16 protein-coding genes are annotated in these 17,920 nt (G+C 40.1%); 7 read left to right on the forward strand and 9 right to left on the reverse strand.

All coding sequences use genetic code 11. The annotated features are described in order from the left end of the window. The first annotated feature begins 80 nt into the window (after positions 1–80). Together smpB and ACTRWE_RS11365 are read left to right on the forward strand one after the other, a co-directional pair. Entirely contained in the window at positions 81–560 is a 480-nt protein-coding gene (smpB, locus tag ACTRWE_RS11360; protein ID WP_013465526.1) for an SsrA-binding protein SmpB, read from the forward strand. 544 nt (positions 561–1,104) lie between these two features. Then, on the forward strand, positions 1,105–3,708 hold the full coding sequence (locus tag ACTRWE_RS11365) for a TonB-dependent receptor (protein ID WP_290218573.1): 2,604 nt from the start codon (positions 1,105–1,107) through the stop codon (positions 3,706–3,708). Between the two features lie 59 nt (positions 3,709–3,767). On the opposite strand, the gene ACTRWE_RS11370 is transcribed toward ACTRWE_RS11365, so the two are convergent. Both ACTRWE_RS11370 and fadR read right to left on the reverse strand, forming a co-directional pair. After that, on the reverse strand, positions 3,768–4,373 hold the full coding sequence (locus ACTRWE_RS11370; protein WP_008109095.1) for a peroxiredoxin: 606 nt from the start codon (positions 4,371–4,373) through the stop codon (positions 3,768–3,770). A gap of 236 nt (positions 4,374–4,609) precedes the next feature. After that, the gene (gene fadR / locus ACTRWE_RS11375) at positions 4,610–5,323 is read right to left on the reverse strand and encodes a fatty acid metabolism transcriptional regulator FadR (RefSeq protein ID WP_008109093.1); all 714 of its coding nucleotides are present in this window, start codon (positions 5,321–5,323) and stop codon (positions 4,610–4,612) included. Positions 5,324–5,624: 301 nt separating this feature from the next. Here fadR and nhaB point away from each other — a divergent pair, with 301 nt between their 5' ends. The 3 genes from nhaB to ACTRWE_RS11390 all read left to right on the forward strand — a co-directional run bounded on the left by nhaB (position 5,625) and on the right by ACTRWE_RS11390 (position 8,137). Beyond that, positions 5,625–7,196, forward strand: a complete 1,572-nt coding sequence (gene nhaB / locus ACTRWE_RS11380; protein ID WP_013465528.1) for a sodium/proton antiporter NhaB — start codon at positions 5,625–5,627, stop codon at positions 7,194–7,196. Between the two features lie 118 nt (positions 7,197–7,314). Further along, a complete protein-coding gene (dsbB, locus tag ACTRWE_RS11385) occupies positions 7,315–7,833 on the forward strand; it encodes a disulfide bond formation protein DsbB (protein WP_462880035.1) in 519 nt (172 codons plus the stop codon). A 1-nt stretch (position 7,834) separates the two neighbouring features. Next, positions 7,835–8,137 (forward strand): DUF6170 family protein, encoded by a 303-nt coding sequence (locus ACTRWE_RS11390; protein WP_024602042.1) that lies wholly within the window; start codon positions 7,835–7,837, stop codon positions 8,135–8,137. 12 nt (positions 8,138–8,149) lie between these two features. On the opposite strand, the gene ACTRWE_RS11395 is transcribed toward ACTRWE_RS11390, so the two are convergent. Then, positions 8,150–8,443 carry a ComEA family DNA-binding protein gene (locus ACTRWE_RS11395; RefSeq protein ID WP_024602041.1) on the reverse strand — a complete coding sequence of 98 codons (294 nt, stop codon included), beginning with the start codon at positions 8,441–8,443 and terminating at the stop codon, positions 8,150–8,152. Positions 8,444–8,740: 297 nt separating this feature from the next. On the opposite strand from ACTRWE_RS11395, the gene ACTRWE_RS11400 reads away from it, so the two are divergent. Then, the gene (locus tag ACTRWE_RS11400) at positions 8,741–9,040 is read left to right on the forward strand and encodes a YebG family protein (RefSeq protein WP_064662605.1); all 300 of its coding nucleotides are present in this window, start codon (positions 8,741–8,743) and stop codon (positions 9,038–9,040) included. 436 nt (positions 9,041–9,476) lie between these two features. Here the strand turns inward: ACTRWE_RS11400 and putP are convergent, their stop codons facing one another. Continuing rightward, positions 9,477–10,988 carry a sodium/proline symporter PutP gene (putP, locus tag ACTRWE_RS11405; RefSeq protein WP_008113313.1) on the reverse strand — a complete coding sequence of 504 codons (1,512 nt, stop codon included), beginning with the start codon at positions 10,986–10,988 and terminating at the stop codon, positions 9,477–9,479. 344 nt (positions 10,989–11,332) lie between these two features. On the opposite strand from putP, the gene ACTRWE_RS11410 reads away from it, so the two are divergent. Further along, a complete protein-coding gene (locus tag ACTRWE_RS11410) occupies positions 11,333–12,556 on the forward strand; it encodes an EAL and HDOD domain-containing protein (protein WP_462880036.1) in 1,224 nt (407 codons plus the stop codon). Positions 12,557–12,933: 377 nt separating this feature from the next. On the opposite strand, the gene ACTRWE_RS11415 is transcribed toward ACTRWE_RS11410, so the two are convergent. The 5 genes from ACTRWE_RS11415 to ACTRWE_RS11435 are packed head-to-tail and all read right to left on the reverse strand — an operon-like array spanning position 12,934 to position 17,920. Next, the gene (locus ACTRWE_RS11415) at positions 12,934–13,665 is read right to left on the reverse strand and encodes an MlaA family lipoprotein (RefSeq protein ID WP_008112252.1); all 732 of its coding nucleotides are present in this window, start codon (positions 13,663–13,665) and stop codon (positions 12,934–12,936) included. A 9-nt stretch (positions 13,666–13,674) separates the two neighbouring features. After that, complete coding sequence (gene ccmI / locus ACTRWE_RS11420) at positions 13,675–14,931, reverse strand: c-type cytochrome biogenesis protein CcmI (RefSeq protein WP_024602040.1); 1,257 nt, start codon at positions 14,929–14,931, stop codon at positions 13,675–13,677. Further along, positions 14,932–15,393, reverse strand: coding sequence for a cytochrome c-type biogenesis protein (locus ACTRWE_RS11425; RefSeq protein WP_013465536.1), 462 nt, complete (start codon positions 15,391–15,393; stop codon positions 14,932–14,934). Next, positions 15,390–15,962 carry a DsbE family thiol:disulfide interchange protein gene (locus ACTRWE_RS11430; protein WP_013465537.1) on the reverse strand — a complete coding sequence of 191 codons (573 nt, stop codon included), beginning with the start codon at positions 15,960–15,962 and terminating at the stop codon, positions 15,390–15,392. Before ACTRWE_RS11430 ends, ACTRWE_RS11425 begins: the two co-directional genes overlap by 4 nt. Further along, entirely contained in the window at positions 15,959–17,920 is a 1,962-nt protein-coding gene (locus ACTRWE_RS11435) for a heme lyase CcmF/NrfE family subunit (RefSeq protein WP_290155396.1), read from the reverse strand. Before ACTRWE_RS11435 ends, ACTRWE_RS11430 begins: the two co-directional genes overlap by 4 nt.

Below are 17,920 nucleotides of genomic sequence, written 5' to 3' on the forward strand. Positions count from 1 at the left end.
CGTGGAATCCTTCGCTTTTGCATGTATAATTTAAAAAAATCGATGTAAAACATCTCGTATAACGTATATTATAGGGCACTATGGCTAAGAAAAATTCTTCAAAATCGACAAGTAATACCATCGCGCTAAATAAAAAAGCGCGACACGAGTATTTTTTACACGACAAGTTTGAAGCAGGTATTGAACTCCAAGGCTGGGAAGTAAAAAGTATCCGAGCAGGTAAAGTAAATATCTCTGAAACTTATATTCATCTTAAAAACGGTGAAGCGTTTTTATTAGGCAGCACAATCCAGCCTTTAAATAGTGCATCAACCCATGTTATTTGCGACCCGCTGCGTTATCGTAAATTATTACTAAGCAGACGTGAACTTGACCGTTTGGTTGGTGCAACCGAGCGTGATGGTTATTCATTAATTGCCACAGCTATGTATTGGAAAAAATGCTGGGTAAAGCTTGAATTCCATTTAGCGAAAGGTAAGAAAATGCATGACAAACGTGAAGACGGTAAAAATAAAGATTGGTCTCGTGAAAAAGAACGCTTAATGAAACATAAAGTTTAAATGAAAAAGCCTAACATCATGTTAGGCTTTTTTTTGCTAAATTTTTAGGAAAATACAAATTATTACAAATTAAAGTCGCTCGGCGTTTTGTTTATCAATAATAACTAAATCACGTTACAGCGCCAAATAGCGAGCATCCTATCGTTTACCTTTATTGAGAAAATCAGTACATATTAGTGCAGATAACAAAATCATCTTTGTGGCCAATTGATAACAGTTAAGTTACATGGTATTAATAATTCGACTTGTAAAACAAGTAAATTATTAACATATCAACAAGGACTTAAGGATACATACCAACCCTTTATAGAAAATGGACGCTCAGCGAGAATTTAAAAGTACTTAGGCAAGGCATTTGAATGAATTAAGTGTGGCTCTCTTTAAAATTCAAAAAACGCAGTTTAAGCACTTTTAAAACTCGCCCTATGGGAGAGCATCTGCAGAACTTTCTCTGCGTTACCACTCTTCGTAATAGAAACCACTATTACATCATCATGGCGCCTTGATAAAATCCAGCAGAACGCTCTCTGAGCAAACATTTTCTATGATGGGTTGGTATCGCTCAATTGCATTTACACCGAGCTTAATCATCGGTGCTACTATCGCATTGTCAGCAGGTTTTAGTACAACAACTTACGCTGCACAGCAAACTGCAGAAAAAGTAGAACGTATTCAAGTAACAGGCTCTCGTATCAAACGTTCCGATATAGAAGGCCCATCACCAGTACAATCCATTAATAAAGAAGACATCGAAAACATGGGTTATGACAACCTACAACAGCTTCTTGAAAGAATGCCTGTTGCAGGTAATGGTACTTTTTCAACCCGTGGTAATAACCAAGACTCAACTGCAAATGGCTCAGCTGCCGTCAGCCTTCGTGGCTTAGGCGCCGATGCTACCTTGGTACTTATTAATGGTCGTCGTGTTGCAATCAGCGCATTTGCTGAAGGGATCACCAACTCATTCGTTGATATCAACAGTATTCCTGTTTCAGCAATCGAACGTATTGATATTTTAAAAGATGGCGCCTCAGCAATCTATGGCTCTGATGCTGTAGCGGGTGTTGTAAACGTTATCTTGAAAAAAGATATTGACGGTATTGAAGTAAACTTAGGTTACGGCGGCACAGATGGCCCTAACTATGAAGAAACTACAGCCAGTATTGTTTGGGGTACTACTAGTGCAAAAAGTAGCGCATCCGTTATTATTGATTACTTTAAAAACACCTCTTTATCATCAGATGAAATGGGGCGTTTAGGTACTGCTAATCAATCTCCATATGGCGGTGAAGATTTCCGTTCATCACGTGGCTTCCCTGGCTACTTCTATGTTGATGGCGTTAAAACAATTGACCCTGCGTGTCCTGCAGAAAATGCAACATCAAGTGGCAGTTGTTTATTTGACTATGGTCCATTTGGCTATATTGCGCCGGCATCAGAACGTGTAGGTGCTATTTCACAATTTGAATACCGCTTTGATAATGGCATAACGGGCTTCTTAGAAATGGCCGTTCAGCATAACAGCTCAATTGCAGCAGGTGCCCCAACGCCACTTGATGAAGATGCGGGCTTAACAGTACCAGGTAGTCACCCTAATAACCCATTCGGCCAAGATATTGAAATAGGTCGTTACAGAACCGTAGATGCGGGTGCGCGCCAATGGGATATCGAATCAGACACATTACGTTTTGTTGCTGGTTTAAAAGGTGAAATAAACGATTGGAGCTGGGAAACAGCGGTACAAAAAGGACGTAGTAAGTCATTACAAACTGGGGATCGCTCACAAGGTTGGGTACGCACCGACTTCTTACAACAAGAAATTGATGCCGGTAACTACAACCCATTTGGCGGCACTTACAACGATCCGGCCGTAATTGATAGAATTACTACGAGCTTGGTTCGTCAAGGCGAGTCTCATATGACGTCGTTCGATGCTAACATTTCAGGTGAAGCATTTAGCTTTGGTGATGATGTTGTCATGATGGCGGCCGGTATTGAATACCGCGAAGAGGACGTAACGGATACGCCAGATGATCAATTCCAACGAGGATTAATCTTTGGTACCGAGTCTGTGTCAGCTGCAGCAGAGCGTGACCAATACGCTGCCTATGTAGAGTTTTCAATTCCACTTGCTGAGAACTTAGAGCTACAACTTGCTGGTCGTTACGATGATTACAGTGACTTTGGTACCACAACCAATCCTAAAGTCGCTTTACGCTGGGCACCTACTGATGAAATCACAGTGCGTGGTTCTTGGGCACAAGGCTTTAGAGCACCGTCACTTGCACAAGTAGGTTTAGGGCCATCTCAAGAGAGCCAGTTCTTTATCGATAATTACCGTTGTGACGCAACAGGTAAAGATTGTGATGCACTAGATTACAACATTGAATTTGCTGGTAATCCTGACTTAGAGGCTGAAGAGTCTGAATCTTGGAACGTCGGCTTTATTTGGGCACCTACAACTGACTTTGGTTTGAGTGTAGATGTATGGAGTATCACCCAAGACAATAAAATTGATGAGCAAGAGTTTGGTCCAATTTACAACTCAGAGTGTAATAACCAAAACAGTACCGTATGTGTTCGCTTACCTCCTTCAGGTACAGACAGTTTAGGGACTATTCAAAAGATTTTCAGTACTTTTGAAAATGTATCATCACAAGAAGTTTCGGGCGTTGATATTTCAGCAAATTACAACCACTCACTGGATGATTTAGGCTTACTAAAATTCAATTTAGAATGGGCTTACCAAGATAAATTTGAAAAAGATGGCCGCGATTACACTGGTGAATATGGTTACCCAGAGCATCGCTGGATTTTCTCAACTAACTGGGAAATTGGTCAGTTCAACACAAACATGAACATTAGTTATGTAGGTGAGTTTGAAGATACGCCAGATATCGACTTCGATGGTAACTTAGACTTCGATAGTAATACATCGCGTACTGTTGATTCACAAGTACTGGTAGATTTACAAACATCATACCGTATTACTGAGTCAGCAAAAGTATCGCTAGGTGTGAACAACTTATTTGATGAAGAGCCACCGTTTGCAATTGGTGACGGTGATTCAGATCTGTATGGTTACGCATCGGGTGTACACAACCCTCGAGGTCGTTACATTTATACTAAAGTGAGCTTTTCGTTTTAATTTAAAATAATAAAAAACCGCCATTTTGGCGGTTTTTTATCTTAAACTAAAGGGCTAAATTATAGCTCGCCTTCGTTTTCAGATAAGAATTTAGCAACGCCTTCAGGGCTTGCGTCCATTCCTTTTTTACCTTCAGTCCAACCAGCAGGACATACTTCACCGTGCTCGCTGTGGAATGCTAGTGCATCAACCATACGGATCATTTCGTCGATGTTACGACCCAGTGGTAAGTCGTTCACTACTTGGTGACGTACGTTACCTTCTTCATCGATTAGGAAAGAACCACGAAATGCAACGCCCGCTTCTGGGTGCTCAACGTCGTATGCTTTACAGATTTCGTGTTTAACGTCTGCAACTAGTGCGTATTGAACTTTACCAATACCGCCGTCTGCTACAGCCGTGTTACGCCATGCGTTGTGTGAGAACTGTGAATCGATTGAAACACCAATTACTTCTACACCACGTTTTTGGAATTCTGCATAACGCTTATCAAAAGCAATAAGCTCAGAAGGACATACAAATGTGAAATCTAGAGGGTAGAAAAAGATTACTGCTTTTTTACCTTTGATTTTTTCGTGAAGGTTATAGCTATCTACAATCTCACCGTTACCTAGAACAGCTGCAGCGGTAAAGTCTGGTGCCTGACGGCCTACTAATACACCCATTTTATTCTCCAAATATTTTGAGTTTATTGTCAATTGCTTACGCAATACTGATTACTAATATGGGCACTAATTTTAAAATTACAATAGAAACCATATTTAATTAAACATTATTCTATGGCTATAAAAAATAAATTAACAATCGTATTTATAGATAGCACCGTTCTAAAATAGCGAACGCTTGATAAATGGACTGATTTTTGATCATAAAAAAACCTGCTTTAAGCAGGTTCTTTTTACTAATCCATAATATCGCTAGGCATATCACCGCGAATATGTTGCCATATTTCACCGGTTTGATGACCATATTTACGCATCATGAATATTGCACCATCGTGCTCTTTATTCTCAGCAAGCTTAGTTAAGTCTTTATAAAACTGGCGTGCAAGCTCGCGAGTGCGAGGATCTGAAAAGTAATGACAGCCAATCTTAGAATAAAAACCTTTAAAGCCATTAAGGATGAGCACATAAATGCGATTGTTACCGGCAACAGCTAATTCATGATGAACTTTATAATCATAATCTGCAAACGCTTGTGCGCTATCTTCTAATTCATCGCTTTGTGATAAAATTTCGATAACACGCTCTGGTGCAAGTTTTATAGCTGCACGGGTATAAATTGCGCTGATATTAGTACGTGCTGAGAGTAACTGATCGGTTAGCTCTGGCATTTTATCTTCATCTAAACGTGCCAGTGTTTCAAGAATGTTTAATCCTGACGTTTCCCAAAAATTATTAACGCGAGTGGGTTTACCATGTTGGATTGTTAACCAACCGTCTCTGGCTAATCGTTGTAACACTTCACGCAATGTGGTTCTAGTAACACCAATTAACTCTGAGAGTTCACGCTCAGCTGGCAGAATTGAACCTGGAGGAAAATCACCATTCCAGATTGACTCTACTATGTATTCCTCAGCAAATCCTGCTGGGCTTTTCGCTTTAAAAATTCTCATTCAATTCCTACTCGAATTAATTCACATCACATCGCTACATACGATTAACTGACTGATTGTACCAGACAAGCCACAACTAACAAGTAAAGTAAGTTAAATTACCTAGGTATGTGATTAAAAAGGCAACTTTACTTGTATGATTCGCTAGTTTTACCGATAGGTTTTAAACACAATATGAATGCCAACCTATTATTCATACCAGACACTTTGACTATTATTATTTAGTTGTTTACACCCTCTATAGGCTGGACTAAGTTAATGACATTAACCAGACTATTAAACGCCTCCCTAGGGAAAAATCATGCAACAGAGTGTCCCATCTGCAATATTTATAAATTTTTTAGGTAAAGCACCTCAATGGTATAAATACACCATTATTGCATTTTTAATAATTAACCCGCTGCTGTTTCAATTAAACCCTTATTTGTCTGGCTGGGTACTGGTTATTGAGTTTATTTTTACATTGGCCATGGCGCTCAAGTGTTACCCACTGCAACCTGGTGGTCTACTTGCCATTGAGGCACTATTAATTGGTATGACATCAACCACGCAAGTTGAACATGAAATAGCACAAAACCTAGATGTGCTTTTATTACTTATTTTTATGGTTGCCGGTATTTATTTCATGAAAGATCTGCTGCTGTATATTTTTACCAAGTTAGTGGTTTCAGTAAGAAGTAAGACCGTTTTATCGCTTGCCTTTGCAATAGCTGCTGCGTTTTTATCAGCTTTTTTGGATGCCCTGACTGTAATGGCGGTTGTTATTGCGGTGGCCATGGGCTTTTATAGTATTTATCACAAGGTGGCCTCAGGAAAAGATTTTATTAGTGAGCACGATATTAACGATGATAACCAAGTAAAAGAGGTAAACCGTCAAGAGCTTGAAGAGTTTCGTGCTTTTTTACGTAATTTACTCATGCATGCCTCGATTGGGACCGCACTTGGCGGCGTGTGTACTATGGTTGGTGAACCACAAAACTTAATTATTGCAGAGCGAGCAAGTTGGCTATTTGGTGAGTTCTTTTTAAGAATGCTGCCCGTTTCTTTACCCGTGCTTTTTGCGGGCTTATTAACGACCTTTTTATTAGAAAAAACAAAAACCTTTGGCTATGGGGCAAAACTGCCAGAAACAATTCATGCTATTTTAAAAAACCATGCACAAACACTTGATAAAAAACGCACCAAACGCGATAGAGTTAACCTCACAATTCAAGCACTAATCGCTATCTGGTTAATTACTGGCTTAGCGTTACATTTAGCAACCGTAGGCTTAATTGGCTTATCGGTGATTATTTTAGCCACGTCGTCTGCCGGTATAATAGAAGAGCACCAACTCGGTAAAGCCTTTGAAGAGGCCCTCCCCTTCACTGCACTACTTTGTGTATTTTTTAGTGTGGTTGCAGTAATCATCGATCAACAACTCTTTACTCCCGTGATTACTTGGGTACTAACATTTGAAGGGCACTTACAATTGGTGATGTTTTTTATCGCTAATGGATTGCTTTCAATGGTCAGTGATAATGTATTTGTCGGCACTGTATATATAAATGAAGTTGCTGCAGCTCTAAAAGCAGGTCAGATAACTCGAGACCAATTTGATTTACTTGCAGTGGCGATAAACACCGGCACAAACTTACCCAGCGTAGCCACCCCTAATGGTCAAGCTGCTTTCTTATTCTTACTTACATCAACACTAGCTCCCGTGTTACGCCTATCTTACGGTCGAATGGTGTATATGGCTTTACCTTACACTTTTGTGCTTACCTTTGTTGGGTTAAGCGCGACTTATTTTGGCTTGAGTGAAATAACCAGTTTGTTTTATGACTGGGGGATAATACAACACCACATCCCTGTAGCGAATTCTGGGCATTAAGAGCTTCCCCGACTTTGAGGAGCTAGGAAATTTCATAGCTCCTCACTTTTTTCCTTTTACTTGCTCCGCTGTTTATCCTACGTCATAATCTAAGCCCTTATTTAAATACGGATTTGTTATGAACTGGCTTGCTAATCTAAGTACTCAACGTACACCTTGGTTATTATTCAGTGGGATTGTTTTTCTGCTTGAAGTAACCGCGCTCTTTTTTCAATACAACATGGGATTAGCACCGTGCATTATGTGTATTTACCAACGCACCGCGGTATTAGGTTTACTTTTTGCCGGTATTATTGGCGCCAGTAAACCAAACAACCTCGCAGTACGTATTGTTGCCTATACAATATGGGGGGTTTCAAGTGTATGGGGGTTACTAATAGCTCGTGAGCACATTGAAATGCAAACAACCACTGACCCATTTGCATTTAGCTGTGAGTTTGAGCCGAATTTTCCAGAATTTATGCCATTACATCATTGGATACCGCAATTTTTTGAGGCAACTGGTGATTGTGGAAATATAGATTGGCAATTTGCAGGCTTAAGTATGCCAGCATGGATGGAAGTTATTTTTGTATTGTTTACCGCCACACTTTTTGCATTAGTGGCCAGCCGATTAATAACTAAAAAGTCACTTTAATATGTTTACTTTTTTTTCAAGCCACGTTGACGAACTTAAACACTTAAAAGTTCGTCAAAGACAAACCGTTATTGCGATCTCGTTAAGTATGCTCTCTCCTAGTGACAGAGTGTTAATGCGTATTGTAAAGCTTATGCTGCTAAGCCCATTTTTTTTAATATTTACCCTTTTTGAAGGATGGCTACTCGTGCCCTTTTTGATTGTGGCTGGTTTAAGCTACCCGCTATTAACTGCCCCCGTAGATGTTAATTTTGCTAAAAAGCACCTTGGTGCTGCCTTAAAACAGTTTGATCAGGGCGCATAGCGCCCTTTTAAGTTAAAACGCCACCTTTCCATCAAGTTTGGCTAGCATTTTTTTACCCACCCCTTTTACTTTAGCTAGATCTTCAAGTGATGCGAAATCACCATTGGTTTCTCTATAATCGATAATTGCCTGTGCTTTTTTCTTGCCGACACCTGGTAACTTAATTAACTGTTTTAAATCAGCAGTATTAATATTAACCACGGCTGATTGCATCTGCTCTGATAGCATATCGCTTTGCGCAAAGGTGGTACCCATAGGTAATAAACATAAAGCAGCGGCTAATGAGATGATTTTAATTAATTTCATACTATTTCCTTTTGTGTTCTCACATGAACATTTGTTGATTATTTACACCCAGCACTTTTACATAACGTTGTGGTTACTAAGTACTAACGGTAACAATCACTCCTTGCGACTCCTTTACTGCAACGCGTTATAAAGTGACTTAATAAATAAAGTAGAGTTACTCTTTATTGTCAACCAAGCTGCAGATAAACTAAGGCTAAAGCTTGCAAAAACGCGCGCAAGCTTGTACTGTATATAAAAACAGTAATCTAATGATTTAAATTAATCATATTGCCACGTAAGTAAGCAGGAGAAATCATGGCTGTTGTTGTTAAATATGTTGTAGAACGAAACGGAGTCGAGCGCATGACGTTTACTACTAAAAAAGAAGCTGATGCCTATGACAAAATGCTCGATATTGCCGAGTCACTAGAACTCATGCTTGAAAAAGTAGATGTACCACTAAGTGAACAACAGGTTGAGTCGCTCGCGCTGGAGATTGCAAAAAGTAAAGACGACTTTATGGCCGTACTTAAAGGTGGTAAAGAAGTACCCGCCAAGGCTAAAAAAACAAAGTCAGATAACGTTGCAGATATAAAAGAGAAAGCAGCGAGTTAGTACTTTTAAAAGCTCAATAGTAATTATTAAAAAAACTGAATTCGTTATTCGAATTCAGTTTTTTTATGCCTTTAAATAACCTGAACTCTGGTTAAGAGATTTACTAACGTATTGAATCAAAAAATGATATTTATGTTTATTTTTCTCTAGCCAGAGATTTCCAGTGAAAACAAGGCGAAATTACGCGTCAATAGCTAGCCTATTGCAAGTAAATTCAACGCAGTTAGCGCTGAAAATAGCTGCTTGAGATAGATTTATTATCCAGAGTTCAGGTTAAATAATAATAGCTAAAGGCAAGTAATCGGTGATTAAGCGTCATAATCTCAGCTGTTTAAACGAGATGAATGGTCTCTGCTAAAGGTCAGCCAATAAAAAATGCCAACCAGTTAAACTGATTGGCATTTATAAAAACCAACACTTTACGTTAGCTAATCAGTTACAATGACGATTCAACTTCATCAAACAGATCAGTAATTTCTTTTTTCGGTTCAGCTGTCACAAGGCTTCCTACCACAATAGCAATACTCGCTAAAATGAAACCTGGGACGATTTCATAAATTACACTGCTTAAGCTCTCACCATTAATGGTAATAGGCGCATAAATCCATACAAGCACTGTTAAAGCACCAACAACCATACCGCTAATAGCCCCTTTTAAGTTCATACGTTTCCAGTAAAGGCTAAACAAGACAAGTGGACCAAATGCAGCACCAAAACCAGCCCATGCGTTGCTAACTAAATCAAGTATTGAACTATTACGGTCATACGCTAGGTAAATAGCAAATAACGCAACCAGTATTACGCTAATACGCCCTACTAACACCAGCTCAGTTTGCGAGGCATCGCGGTTTAAGTAAATCTTGTAGAAGTCTTCAGTAAGCGAGCTTGAACACACCAATAATTGCGATGAAATCGTACTCATAATCGCAGCTAAAATAGCAGCCAGTAGGAAGCCAGCAATTAATGGGTGGAAAATAAGTTCAGCTAATACTAAGAAAATGGTCTCTTTATCGGCAATAGGCATTTGGTTTTCAATCATAAAGGCAGCACCAAATAAACCGGTAAATACCGCACCAATCGCAGATAGTGTCATCCAAGACATACCAATACGACGCATAGTTGGCATTTCTTTCACTGAGCGAATAGACATAAAGCGAACAATAATATGTGGCTGACCAAAGTAGCCTAAGCCCCAAGCCATCGCAGAAATAATAGCAATGGTAGAACCACCAGCAAACCAATCAAGCATATTCAATGAATGGATTTCACTGGCTTTTGGTGAACTTAACAACTGCTGGTAATTTGCATTTGCTAAAGTATCCATAAATGGCTGATCAAGCATCATATAAGTAGCGATAGGTACTGCAAGCAAGGAGATAAACATAATACAACCTTGCACGAAGTCTGTTAGGCTAACCGCTAAAAAACCACCAAATAAGGTGTAAACAACAACCACACCCGTGGTGATGTATAAACCCATTTCGTAACTCATCTGAAATGAATTTTCAAATAACTTACCACCGGCGACTACGCCTGATGAAGTATACAAAGTAAAGAACACAATAATAACAATTGCAGAGATCACACGGAGGATATTCTTGTTATCATCAAAACGATTTGCAAAATAATCAGGGATGGTAATAGAGTCATTTGCTTTTTCAGTATAAACACGCAGTCTTGGGGCGACTAAGAAATAGTTTGCCCATGCGCCTAATACTAAGCCAATAGCAATCCAAACCTTGCTAAGCCCAAATAAGTACATTGCGCCAGGTAGGCCCATAAGTAACCAACCACTCATGTCTGATGCACCCGCTGATAAGGCAGCAACACTGGGGGCTAAATTACGACCACCTAGCATATACCCTGATATATCGCTGGTAGATTGCTTATATGCGTATAGTCCTATTCCCAGCATTACAATAAAATATAATGCCAGTGAAATAATCATTCCTGTTTCCAAATTTGCCTCCACTTAAATAAGTAATAACAGGCTTTTAATCCAAATAATGACTCTTGAAATCTTATAATTAAGACAGTATTGGAATAAAAGCTTTCTACTGAACTATAACACGGTAATTGCTAATAACTCCAACCCGCTCATTTAAGTAGATAAAAAACCATCGGTTAGCTCACTTTTGCAACAAATAAAATGAAAAACAATAAAATTAGATTAAGAAATACCAAACCAACCATAGTATTTTATTAATAATGTTCATTTTACCGATGCTATTTTGAATGTTTTCCAATATATTATTACAATGTTAATCAATTTCTACTCTTTCGGAATCCTATATGTATTTTTACGCTGCTCGGCAACCTATTTTAGATCGCAATAAAGAACTAATTGGCTATGAGCTTTTATTTCGTGATGGAGTTGATAACGTATTTCCAGATATTGACGGCGATGAAGCCACGTCTCGACTGATTGAAGGCAGTCAATTTAACTTTGGCTTAGAAGATTTAACTGATAATAAACCCGCTTATATTAACTTTACCTTAGACACCTTGTTAAAAGACTACCCAACCCTTTTAAACAAAGATGGGGTGGTAATTGAAATACTCGAAACCGTCCAGCCAGGTAAACGCTTATTGGCAATTGTTAAAGACCTAAAAGAAAAAGGCTATACGCTAGCGCTAGATGACTATGCACATCAACCTGTATGGCGGCACTTTTATCCGTTTATCGATATTATTAAAGTCGATTTTTTAACTTGTGATATTGAAAACGTTAAAACGATCATAGAGGATTTAAAACCTTATCCACATATAAAATTACTTGCTGAAAAGGTTGAAACTTACGCGCTTTACAATCAAGCTTTTGAACTAGGTTTTGAATACTTTCAAGGCTTTTTCTTTTCAAAACCAGAAATGGTGCAAAGCAAGGCATTACCGCCATCGGGCATGGCACTGGCTGAGCTACTCTATGAAACTTCCAGCGTAGAAATGGATCTTAAAAAAATCACCGATGTATTTGAGCGTGATGTCAACTTATCGTATAAGCTGCTACGCTACTCAAATTCGGCAGCATTTGCTCGCCGCTCTGAAATAAACACTATAAAACAAGCGCTTATTGTATTGGGCGCGGCTGAAATAAAAAAACTACTCTCTTTATTATTTGCCGCACAAGTCTCTGCAGACAAACCTCTGGAGCTTATTAGGCTGTCGCTAACACGCGCGCGTTTTTGTGAGCTTTTAGCAATTTCACATGGCAAACTTAGAGATACTGGAATAGCGTTTTTAGCCGGCATGATGTCGCTTATGGATGCCATACTAGATGAAGAGATGGACAGTGTAATGCTTAAACTACCGCTTTCAAATGAGATAAAAGCGGCACTGTTAAACAATGAAGGGCTGCTTGCTGAGTATTTAAACTTAGTAACCCTCTATGAGCAGGGTAACTGGCACGCTGCTAACGATAAAGCCCAACAGCTTAATTTAGGTGATGATGTGCCTGATGCTTACCACGAAGCACTTAATTGGGTTAGTGAACAAATGCAGATAATGATTGATAATTAAAGCGCTCATTAGGGTCTGTTGACCTTTCAAGGTTAAATTTTCAGCAGTCTATTTGGTATTTAGGCAAGGCAGAGCTTATGTGGTGTGGTTATTCCCCATAAATAGGCGATAACGCAGCATCAATGCCAAACAGGCGCTGCCCTTCGGGTTCTGTCTAGGAGCGATTTACTCTTTGTTGCCTACATGGATGTAGGTAAGGGGCGTGAGCAGGACGCGGAAGCTTTGCTCGGTTTTTACTTAGCCCACTAGGTTACAAATCTCGCGCCGCGATTAAACCGCTCCTAGTTTGAACAAATTGTAATCCGCAAAGGTCAACAGACCCTAGTAATTAATAACTAAAAATAAAACGCCAGCATTTGCTGGCGTTTTTATTTTTATCAAAGGCTTTCTAAGAAATCTTCGTCAAAATCTTCAGGCTCTTCTTTTATTGGCGGATTGCCATCGTAGAGTTCATATAACTGACGCTGAAAGTAAATGTCTTTAACAAACAGGTATGGGTCTAATGAATCATTTAATAAACCCTCTTGAGCCATTAAAGACGCCCTTGCCTCAACCGCCTTTAACGCAAACACTAAAATTGTTTGTGGTGTAGTCAGTGCAATTTTAGGTAAAACCACATTATCAACAACATCACCGGTTAAGTTACGTGCAGTTGATGGCCCCATTGCCGGGATCATTAAATAGGCACCATCGCCTACTCCCCACACACCTAAGGTTTGGCCAAAATCTTCATCAGTTACTTCAAGCCCTAACGAACTTGCAACGTCAAATAAGCCAAACACTCCCACCGTAGAATTCACTAAAAAGCGCGCAAAATTAATTCCGGCACTGCTTGGCTTTCCTTGCAGACCCGCATTAATAATATCAACCGGTGCTGTAATATTATCGGTAAAATGCACAATACTTCGACGCACAGGCTGTGGGGTTACTGTTATATAACCCACTGCCGCAGGCCTTAAAATATAAGCATCAAGTACGTCCATATTAAAGTCATAAATAGGTCTGTTTACACTTTGTATGGGATCGCGCTCATCATATTTACTCTCAGGCACTTGAGCACAACCCGATAACGTGAGTAAACATAATAAAAGTAAGCCTTGTTTTAACATCTCAAATCCTTAAGGTATTAATGTATCAATGTTCAGTTGCACTTGGCGCACCTCTTTAGAAGCAAGCACTTGAGAATGCCCTTCAAGCTCCCCAGTGCTTGGCATAACTGAATCATCATTAGAGATACGCGCAGAAATGATAATTTCACTCGCACTCGATAAGTTTAGCCCTGCCATCATGGCATTAGCATCGCTCAGCTCAACCGTAATTGGAAAGCTATAGTCTGTTAGTTTGACCACGGCTAAAGGCATCGGTGATCCCTTAGCCGCTTTAGCAAACACAAACAAAATACCGTTATTGGGCTGTTTGTCTGCAAGTTGGCTATCGATATCAACGGTAACTTGAATACTTTGAGCCGCTAACTGATCGCCACTGGTTGCCACGTTTTGCTGAGCAATTTGTAGATCGATTTCGCTAATACGTTGGTTGATCATAGCATAGCGCGTATCAGACTCATCCATACTTGCAAGTAACACCTCAAACGCTGCCTTTGCCTGTAGCCAGTCTTTTCTCTCAAAGGCGATCAGTGCAAGTAACGAAATCGCATCAAGGTTATTTGGTTGAGCTTGCAGTACTTTAGAAAGCATACCCGCTGCACGAGTCATGTTCTCTTCACTGCCCTCAAGTAATAGCACCTGAGAGTAGCTAACAAGCGCCTGCATATTATCAGGGTTTATTTTTAATGTTTTATCAAATGACTGTTTCGCCATATCAAATTCATTTAGCATTAAAGCAACACGCCCTAACAACATCCAAGCGACTTCATCATCACCGCTTTGGCTTAACTTAGTACGCAGTGCTAGGGCAAACGCTTGTAACTCATTTTTAGTTAATGGCTCGCCCTTTTGCATTACGGCGCGCTGACCATAATCGGCCAAGTTATCCATTGCATCATGCCAAGCTGCAATTTGTTGCTGGCTGCCTGTCATTGCATAAAAAATACCTGCTAATGCAATTAAAAACGCCGCCCCTGTTAAAGCAAATATACGATTGTCACCACGGCTATTTAGTGACTTCTCTGGCAATAATTCATTAAGTAAACGGCGTTTTAATTCAATAATAGCTTCGCTGTGATTTTGCGAGTCTATACGTTGATTATCTAAATCTGCCTGTAATTCAACTAAACGCTGTTCATAAATGCTGATAAGCTGTGCATTGGCGTTGTGGGTGATGGTTACTATGCGCTCTTTTTTTAAAAAAGGCACAATAATAAACAGCAATGCAATGAGTGTGAGTAAAGCAAAAGACGCCCACATTAAAATCATTTAACTTTGCTCCTGATGTTTATTTTGTTTAATCAGCTTATTGAGCATCACTTCATCAGCGTCACTCCAAGTTTGTTTTACCGACGCTTTACGTTGGCGAATCACAATAAAGCCAAACCCAATTATTACGATGAGTACCGGAAGTACCCACAGTATTAACGTGGCAGGTGTTACCGGTGGATCGTAATGAACAAAATAGCCATATCGATCAATCATGTAATCAATAACTTCATCTTTGGTTTTGCCATCTTTTACCAACGCCAGCACTCGCTCGCGCAAGTCTTTTGCGACAACAGCATCAGAGTCAGCAATATTCTGATTTTGACACTTCGGGCAACGTAATTCTTTTGTTAGCTCTTCAAAGCGAACAGCTTGCTCGTTGCTATCAAATTGATAACGGTCTTGCTGAGCAAACGCAGCTACACTAACAAACAAGCTAAGGGTTAATAAAAACAATCTCATGGCTGCAGCTCCTGCATAATAGGCGCAAACTTAGCACGCCAAACTCGAGGGTTTATATCACCAGTGTGATGTAACAAAATGGTGCCATTTTTATCTACTAAAAATGTCTCTGGTGCACCGGACACCCCTAAATCTAAAGACAATGAACGTTCTAAATCTAAAATATTAAATTGATAAGGGTCGCCCGCACGTGAAAGCATATTACTCACATCATCACGCAGCGCTTGCATATCAAATGGGCCATCAAAATCGGCGTCGTAACTTTGTACATAATACAAGCCGATAATTTTAACCCCTTGCTCGCGTAGCTTAGTTAAATAGCCAAGCTCAGCTAAACACGTCGGACACCATGTGCCCCAAACGTTTAGCAAATACACGTCACCCTTTAGCTGCTCATCAGTCCAACGTTTATCGTCTTGCATTAAATCAGGTAAATTAAACGCAGGCACCGTTTGACCAATTCGCCCTGTTTGTATTTCCCGCGGGTTGGCAAACAACCCTTGGTATAAAAACACACAGATAAAGATAAAAATTAATAAAGGGGCAATTGCGATAAGTTTACGGTTCATACTGCCCCCTCTATTTCATCTTTTCGCGGTGAGGCGCGATAGCGCTTATCGAATAAAATCACAAAACCAGCGAGTGAGATCAGAATACCGCCAATCCACATCCAACGTACAAACGGCTTATGGTAAATACGTAATGACCATGCCCCTTCACTTAGTTGCTCACCAAGCGCAAGATATAAATCACGAGTGAATCCGGCATCAATAGCGGCTTCGGTCATAAATTGCATACCAATATCGTAACGACGCTTTTCTGCATATAAACGCGTTACAGTGTCATTCCCTTTTAATACCGTCACGACACCTGCATGACCACTGTAGTTTGCACCACGAATAGTCTTCACACCTTCAAAGCGGTATTGATACTGATTTAGCTGTACGCTATCACCAGGCTTCATTGATACATCACGCTCAACTGAATACGCCGAGGTGAGTGTAATGCCCGCTATAACAAAGGCTAAACCAACATGCCCCAGCACCATTGCCCAATAGCTTAAACCTAAGCGCTTTATACCGAGTTTAAGCGAGCCATGAACCGCTGCTTTGGTATATAAATCAATAAAAGTGGCAATAAATATCCATACACCTAGCGTGGTTGCTAAAAGTGTTAATGGAGTCACTACCTCATAGCTACTAAATAACCACGCACAGGTAATGATAATACTGACTAATGCGCCTACAAATATTTTATTTTGTAAAAAGGCCCACTTATTCTGCTTCCAACGCAGGAAAGGTCCAATGCCCATTAAAATAGCAAATGGCACCAGTAAAATAGCAAACATTTTATTAAAGAAAGGTTCGCCAATTGAAATACTGCCTAGCCCCATTTCCTTGTGCACCATAGGTAATAATGTACCTAACAGTACAATTAACGTAGCAACCACTAAGAAAATATTGTTTAACCAAAGTGCCACTTCACGCGATACAAACTTATAACGCCCTTCACTTTTAACTTGTGAGACACGCAAGCCATATAACGCTAAACCGCCGCCAACAACTACGGCCAAAAAGCCAAGAATAAATAAGCCACGATCAGGGTCTGTTGCAAAGGCATGCACCGAAACAATAATTCCTGAGCGAACGATAAAGGTGCCTAGTAAACTTAATGAAAATGCCGCAATAGCCAGTAACACTGTCCATGATTTAAATACGCCACGTTTTTCAGTCACACTTAAAGAGTGCAGTAACGCGGTTGCGACTAACCATGGCATGAGTGATGCATTTTCAACAGGATCCCAGAACCACCAGCCGCCCCAGCCTAGCTCTGAATAGGCCCACCAACTACCTATGGTGATACCTAAGGTTAAAAAGCCCCATGCCGTCATTGTCCATGGGCGTGACCATTTTGCCCAGGTGTTATCAAGCTTGCCGGTTAACAACGCGGCAATAGCAAAGGCAAAAGCAACAGAAAGACCGACATACCCCATATAAAGTAATGGAGGGTGAATGATCATCCCTGGGTCTTGTAATAATGGATTTAAATCGCGTCCCTCAACAGGGAAATAGGGCAGTAAACGTTCAAACGGACTTGAAAGTAGCAAGGTGTACATCATAAATCCGACACCTAAAAAGCCAAGCACACCTAATACGCGAGCACGAAGTACCCAAGGCAGTGACTTTGAACGCACAGCAACAACGGCGGTCCAACCGGCCTGCATTAATAACCACAGTAAAATAGCGCCTTCATGGCCACCCCATGTTGAGGTTATTTTATAATACCAAGGCAAGGTGCTACTTGAGTGATACGCTACATAAGATACGGTAAAATCATCGGTTAAGCTGGCATAAATAAGCGCAGCAAAAGACAAAGCAACAAATGCAAACTGACCAATAGCAAGTGATGGCGCAGCGCGCATCAAACGAAGGTTTCCTGTGTGTGCACCCCAAAGTGGGAAAATACACAACAGAATACTCAGTACCATGGCCAATGTTAGGGAAAAATAACCAAGTTCTGGGATCAT

Source organism: Pseudoalteromonas sp. G5_S1_54_S4, from assembly GCF_054968565.1.

What these genes read in the sequence shown, in the direction of transcription:
- putP (WP_008113313.1), bottom strand. Translation starts at nt 10,988, where the DNA reads ATGATTATTTCACTGGCATTATATTTTATTGTAATGCTGGGAATAGGA.
- ACTRWE_RS11425 (WP_013465536.1), bottom strand. Translation starts at nt 15,393, where the DNA reads ATGAGATTGTTTTTATTAACCCTTAGCTTGTTTGTTAGTGTAGCTGCG.
- ACTRWE_RS11395 (WP_024602041.1), bottom strand. Translation starts at nt 8,443, where the DNA reads ATGAAATTAATTAAAATCATCTCATTAGCCGCTGCTTTATGTTTATTA.
- ccmI (WP_024602040.1), bottom strand. Translation starts at nt 14,931, where the DNA reads ATGATTTTAATGTGGGCGTCTTTTGCTTTACTCACACTCATTGCATTG.
- ACTRWE_RS11400 (WP_064662605.1), top strand. Translation starts at nt 8,741, where the DNA reads ATGGCTGTTGTTGTTAAATATGTTGTAGAACGAAACGGAGTCGAGCGC.
- ACTRWE_RS11370 (WP_008109095.1), bottom strand. Translation starts at nt 4,373, where the DNA reads ATGGGTGTATTAGTAGGCCGTCAGGCACCAGACTTTACCGCTGCAGCT.
- ACTRWE_RS11435 (WP_290155396.1), bottom strand. Translation starts at nt 17,920, where the DNA reads ATGATCCCAGAACTTGGTTATTTTTCCCTAACATTGGCCATGGTACTG.
- ACTRWE_RS11365 (WP_290218573.1), top strand. Translation starts at nt 1,105, where the DNA reads ATGATGGGTTGGTATCGCTCAATTGCATTTACACCGAGCTTAATCATC.
- ACTRWE_RS11390 (WP_024602042.1), top strand. Translation starts at nt 7,835, where the DNA reads ATGTTTACTTTTTTTTCAAGCCACGTTGACGAACTTAAACACTTAAAA.
- dsbB (WP_462880035.1), top strand. Translation starts at nt 7,315, where the DNA reads ATGAACTGGCTTGCTAATCTAAGTACTCAACGTACACCTTGGTTATTA.
- ACTRWE_RS11430 (WP_013465537.1), bottom strand. Translation starts at nt 15,962, where the DNA reads ATGAACCGTAAACTTATCGCAATTGCCCCTTTATTAATTTTTATCTTT.
- smpB (WP_013465526.1), top strand. Translation starts at nt 81, where the DNA reads ATGGCTAAGAAAAATTCTTCAAAATCGACAAGTAATACCATCGCGCTA.
- ACTRWE_RS11415 (WP_008112252.1), bottom strand. Translation starts at nt 13,665, where the DNA reads ATGTTAAAACAAGGCTTACTTTTATTATGTTTACTCACGTTATCGGGT.
- fadR (WP_008109093.1), bottom strand. Translation starts at nt 5,323, where the DNA reads ATGAGAATTTTTAAAGCGAAAAGCCCAGCAGGATTTGCTGAGGAATAC.
- ACTRWE_RS11410 (WP_462880036.1), top strand. Translation starts at nt 11,333, where the DNA reads ATGTATTTTTACGCTGCTCGGCAACCTATTTTAGATCGCAATAAAGAA.
- nhaB (WP_013465528.1), top strand. Translation starts at nt 5,625, where the DNA reads ATGCAACAGAGTGTCCCATCTGCAATATTTATAAATTTTTTAGGTAAA.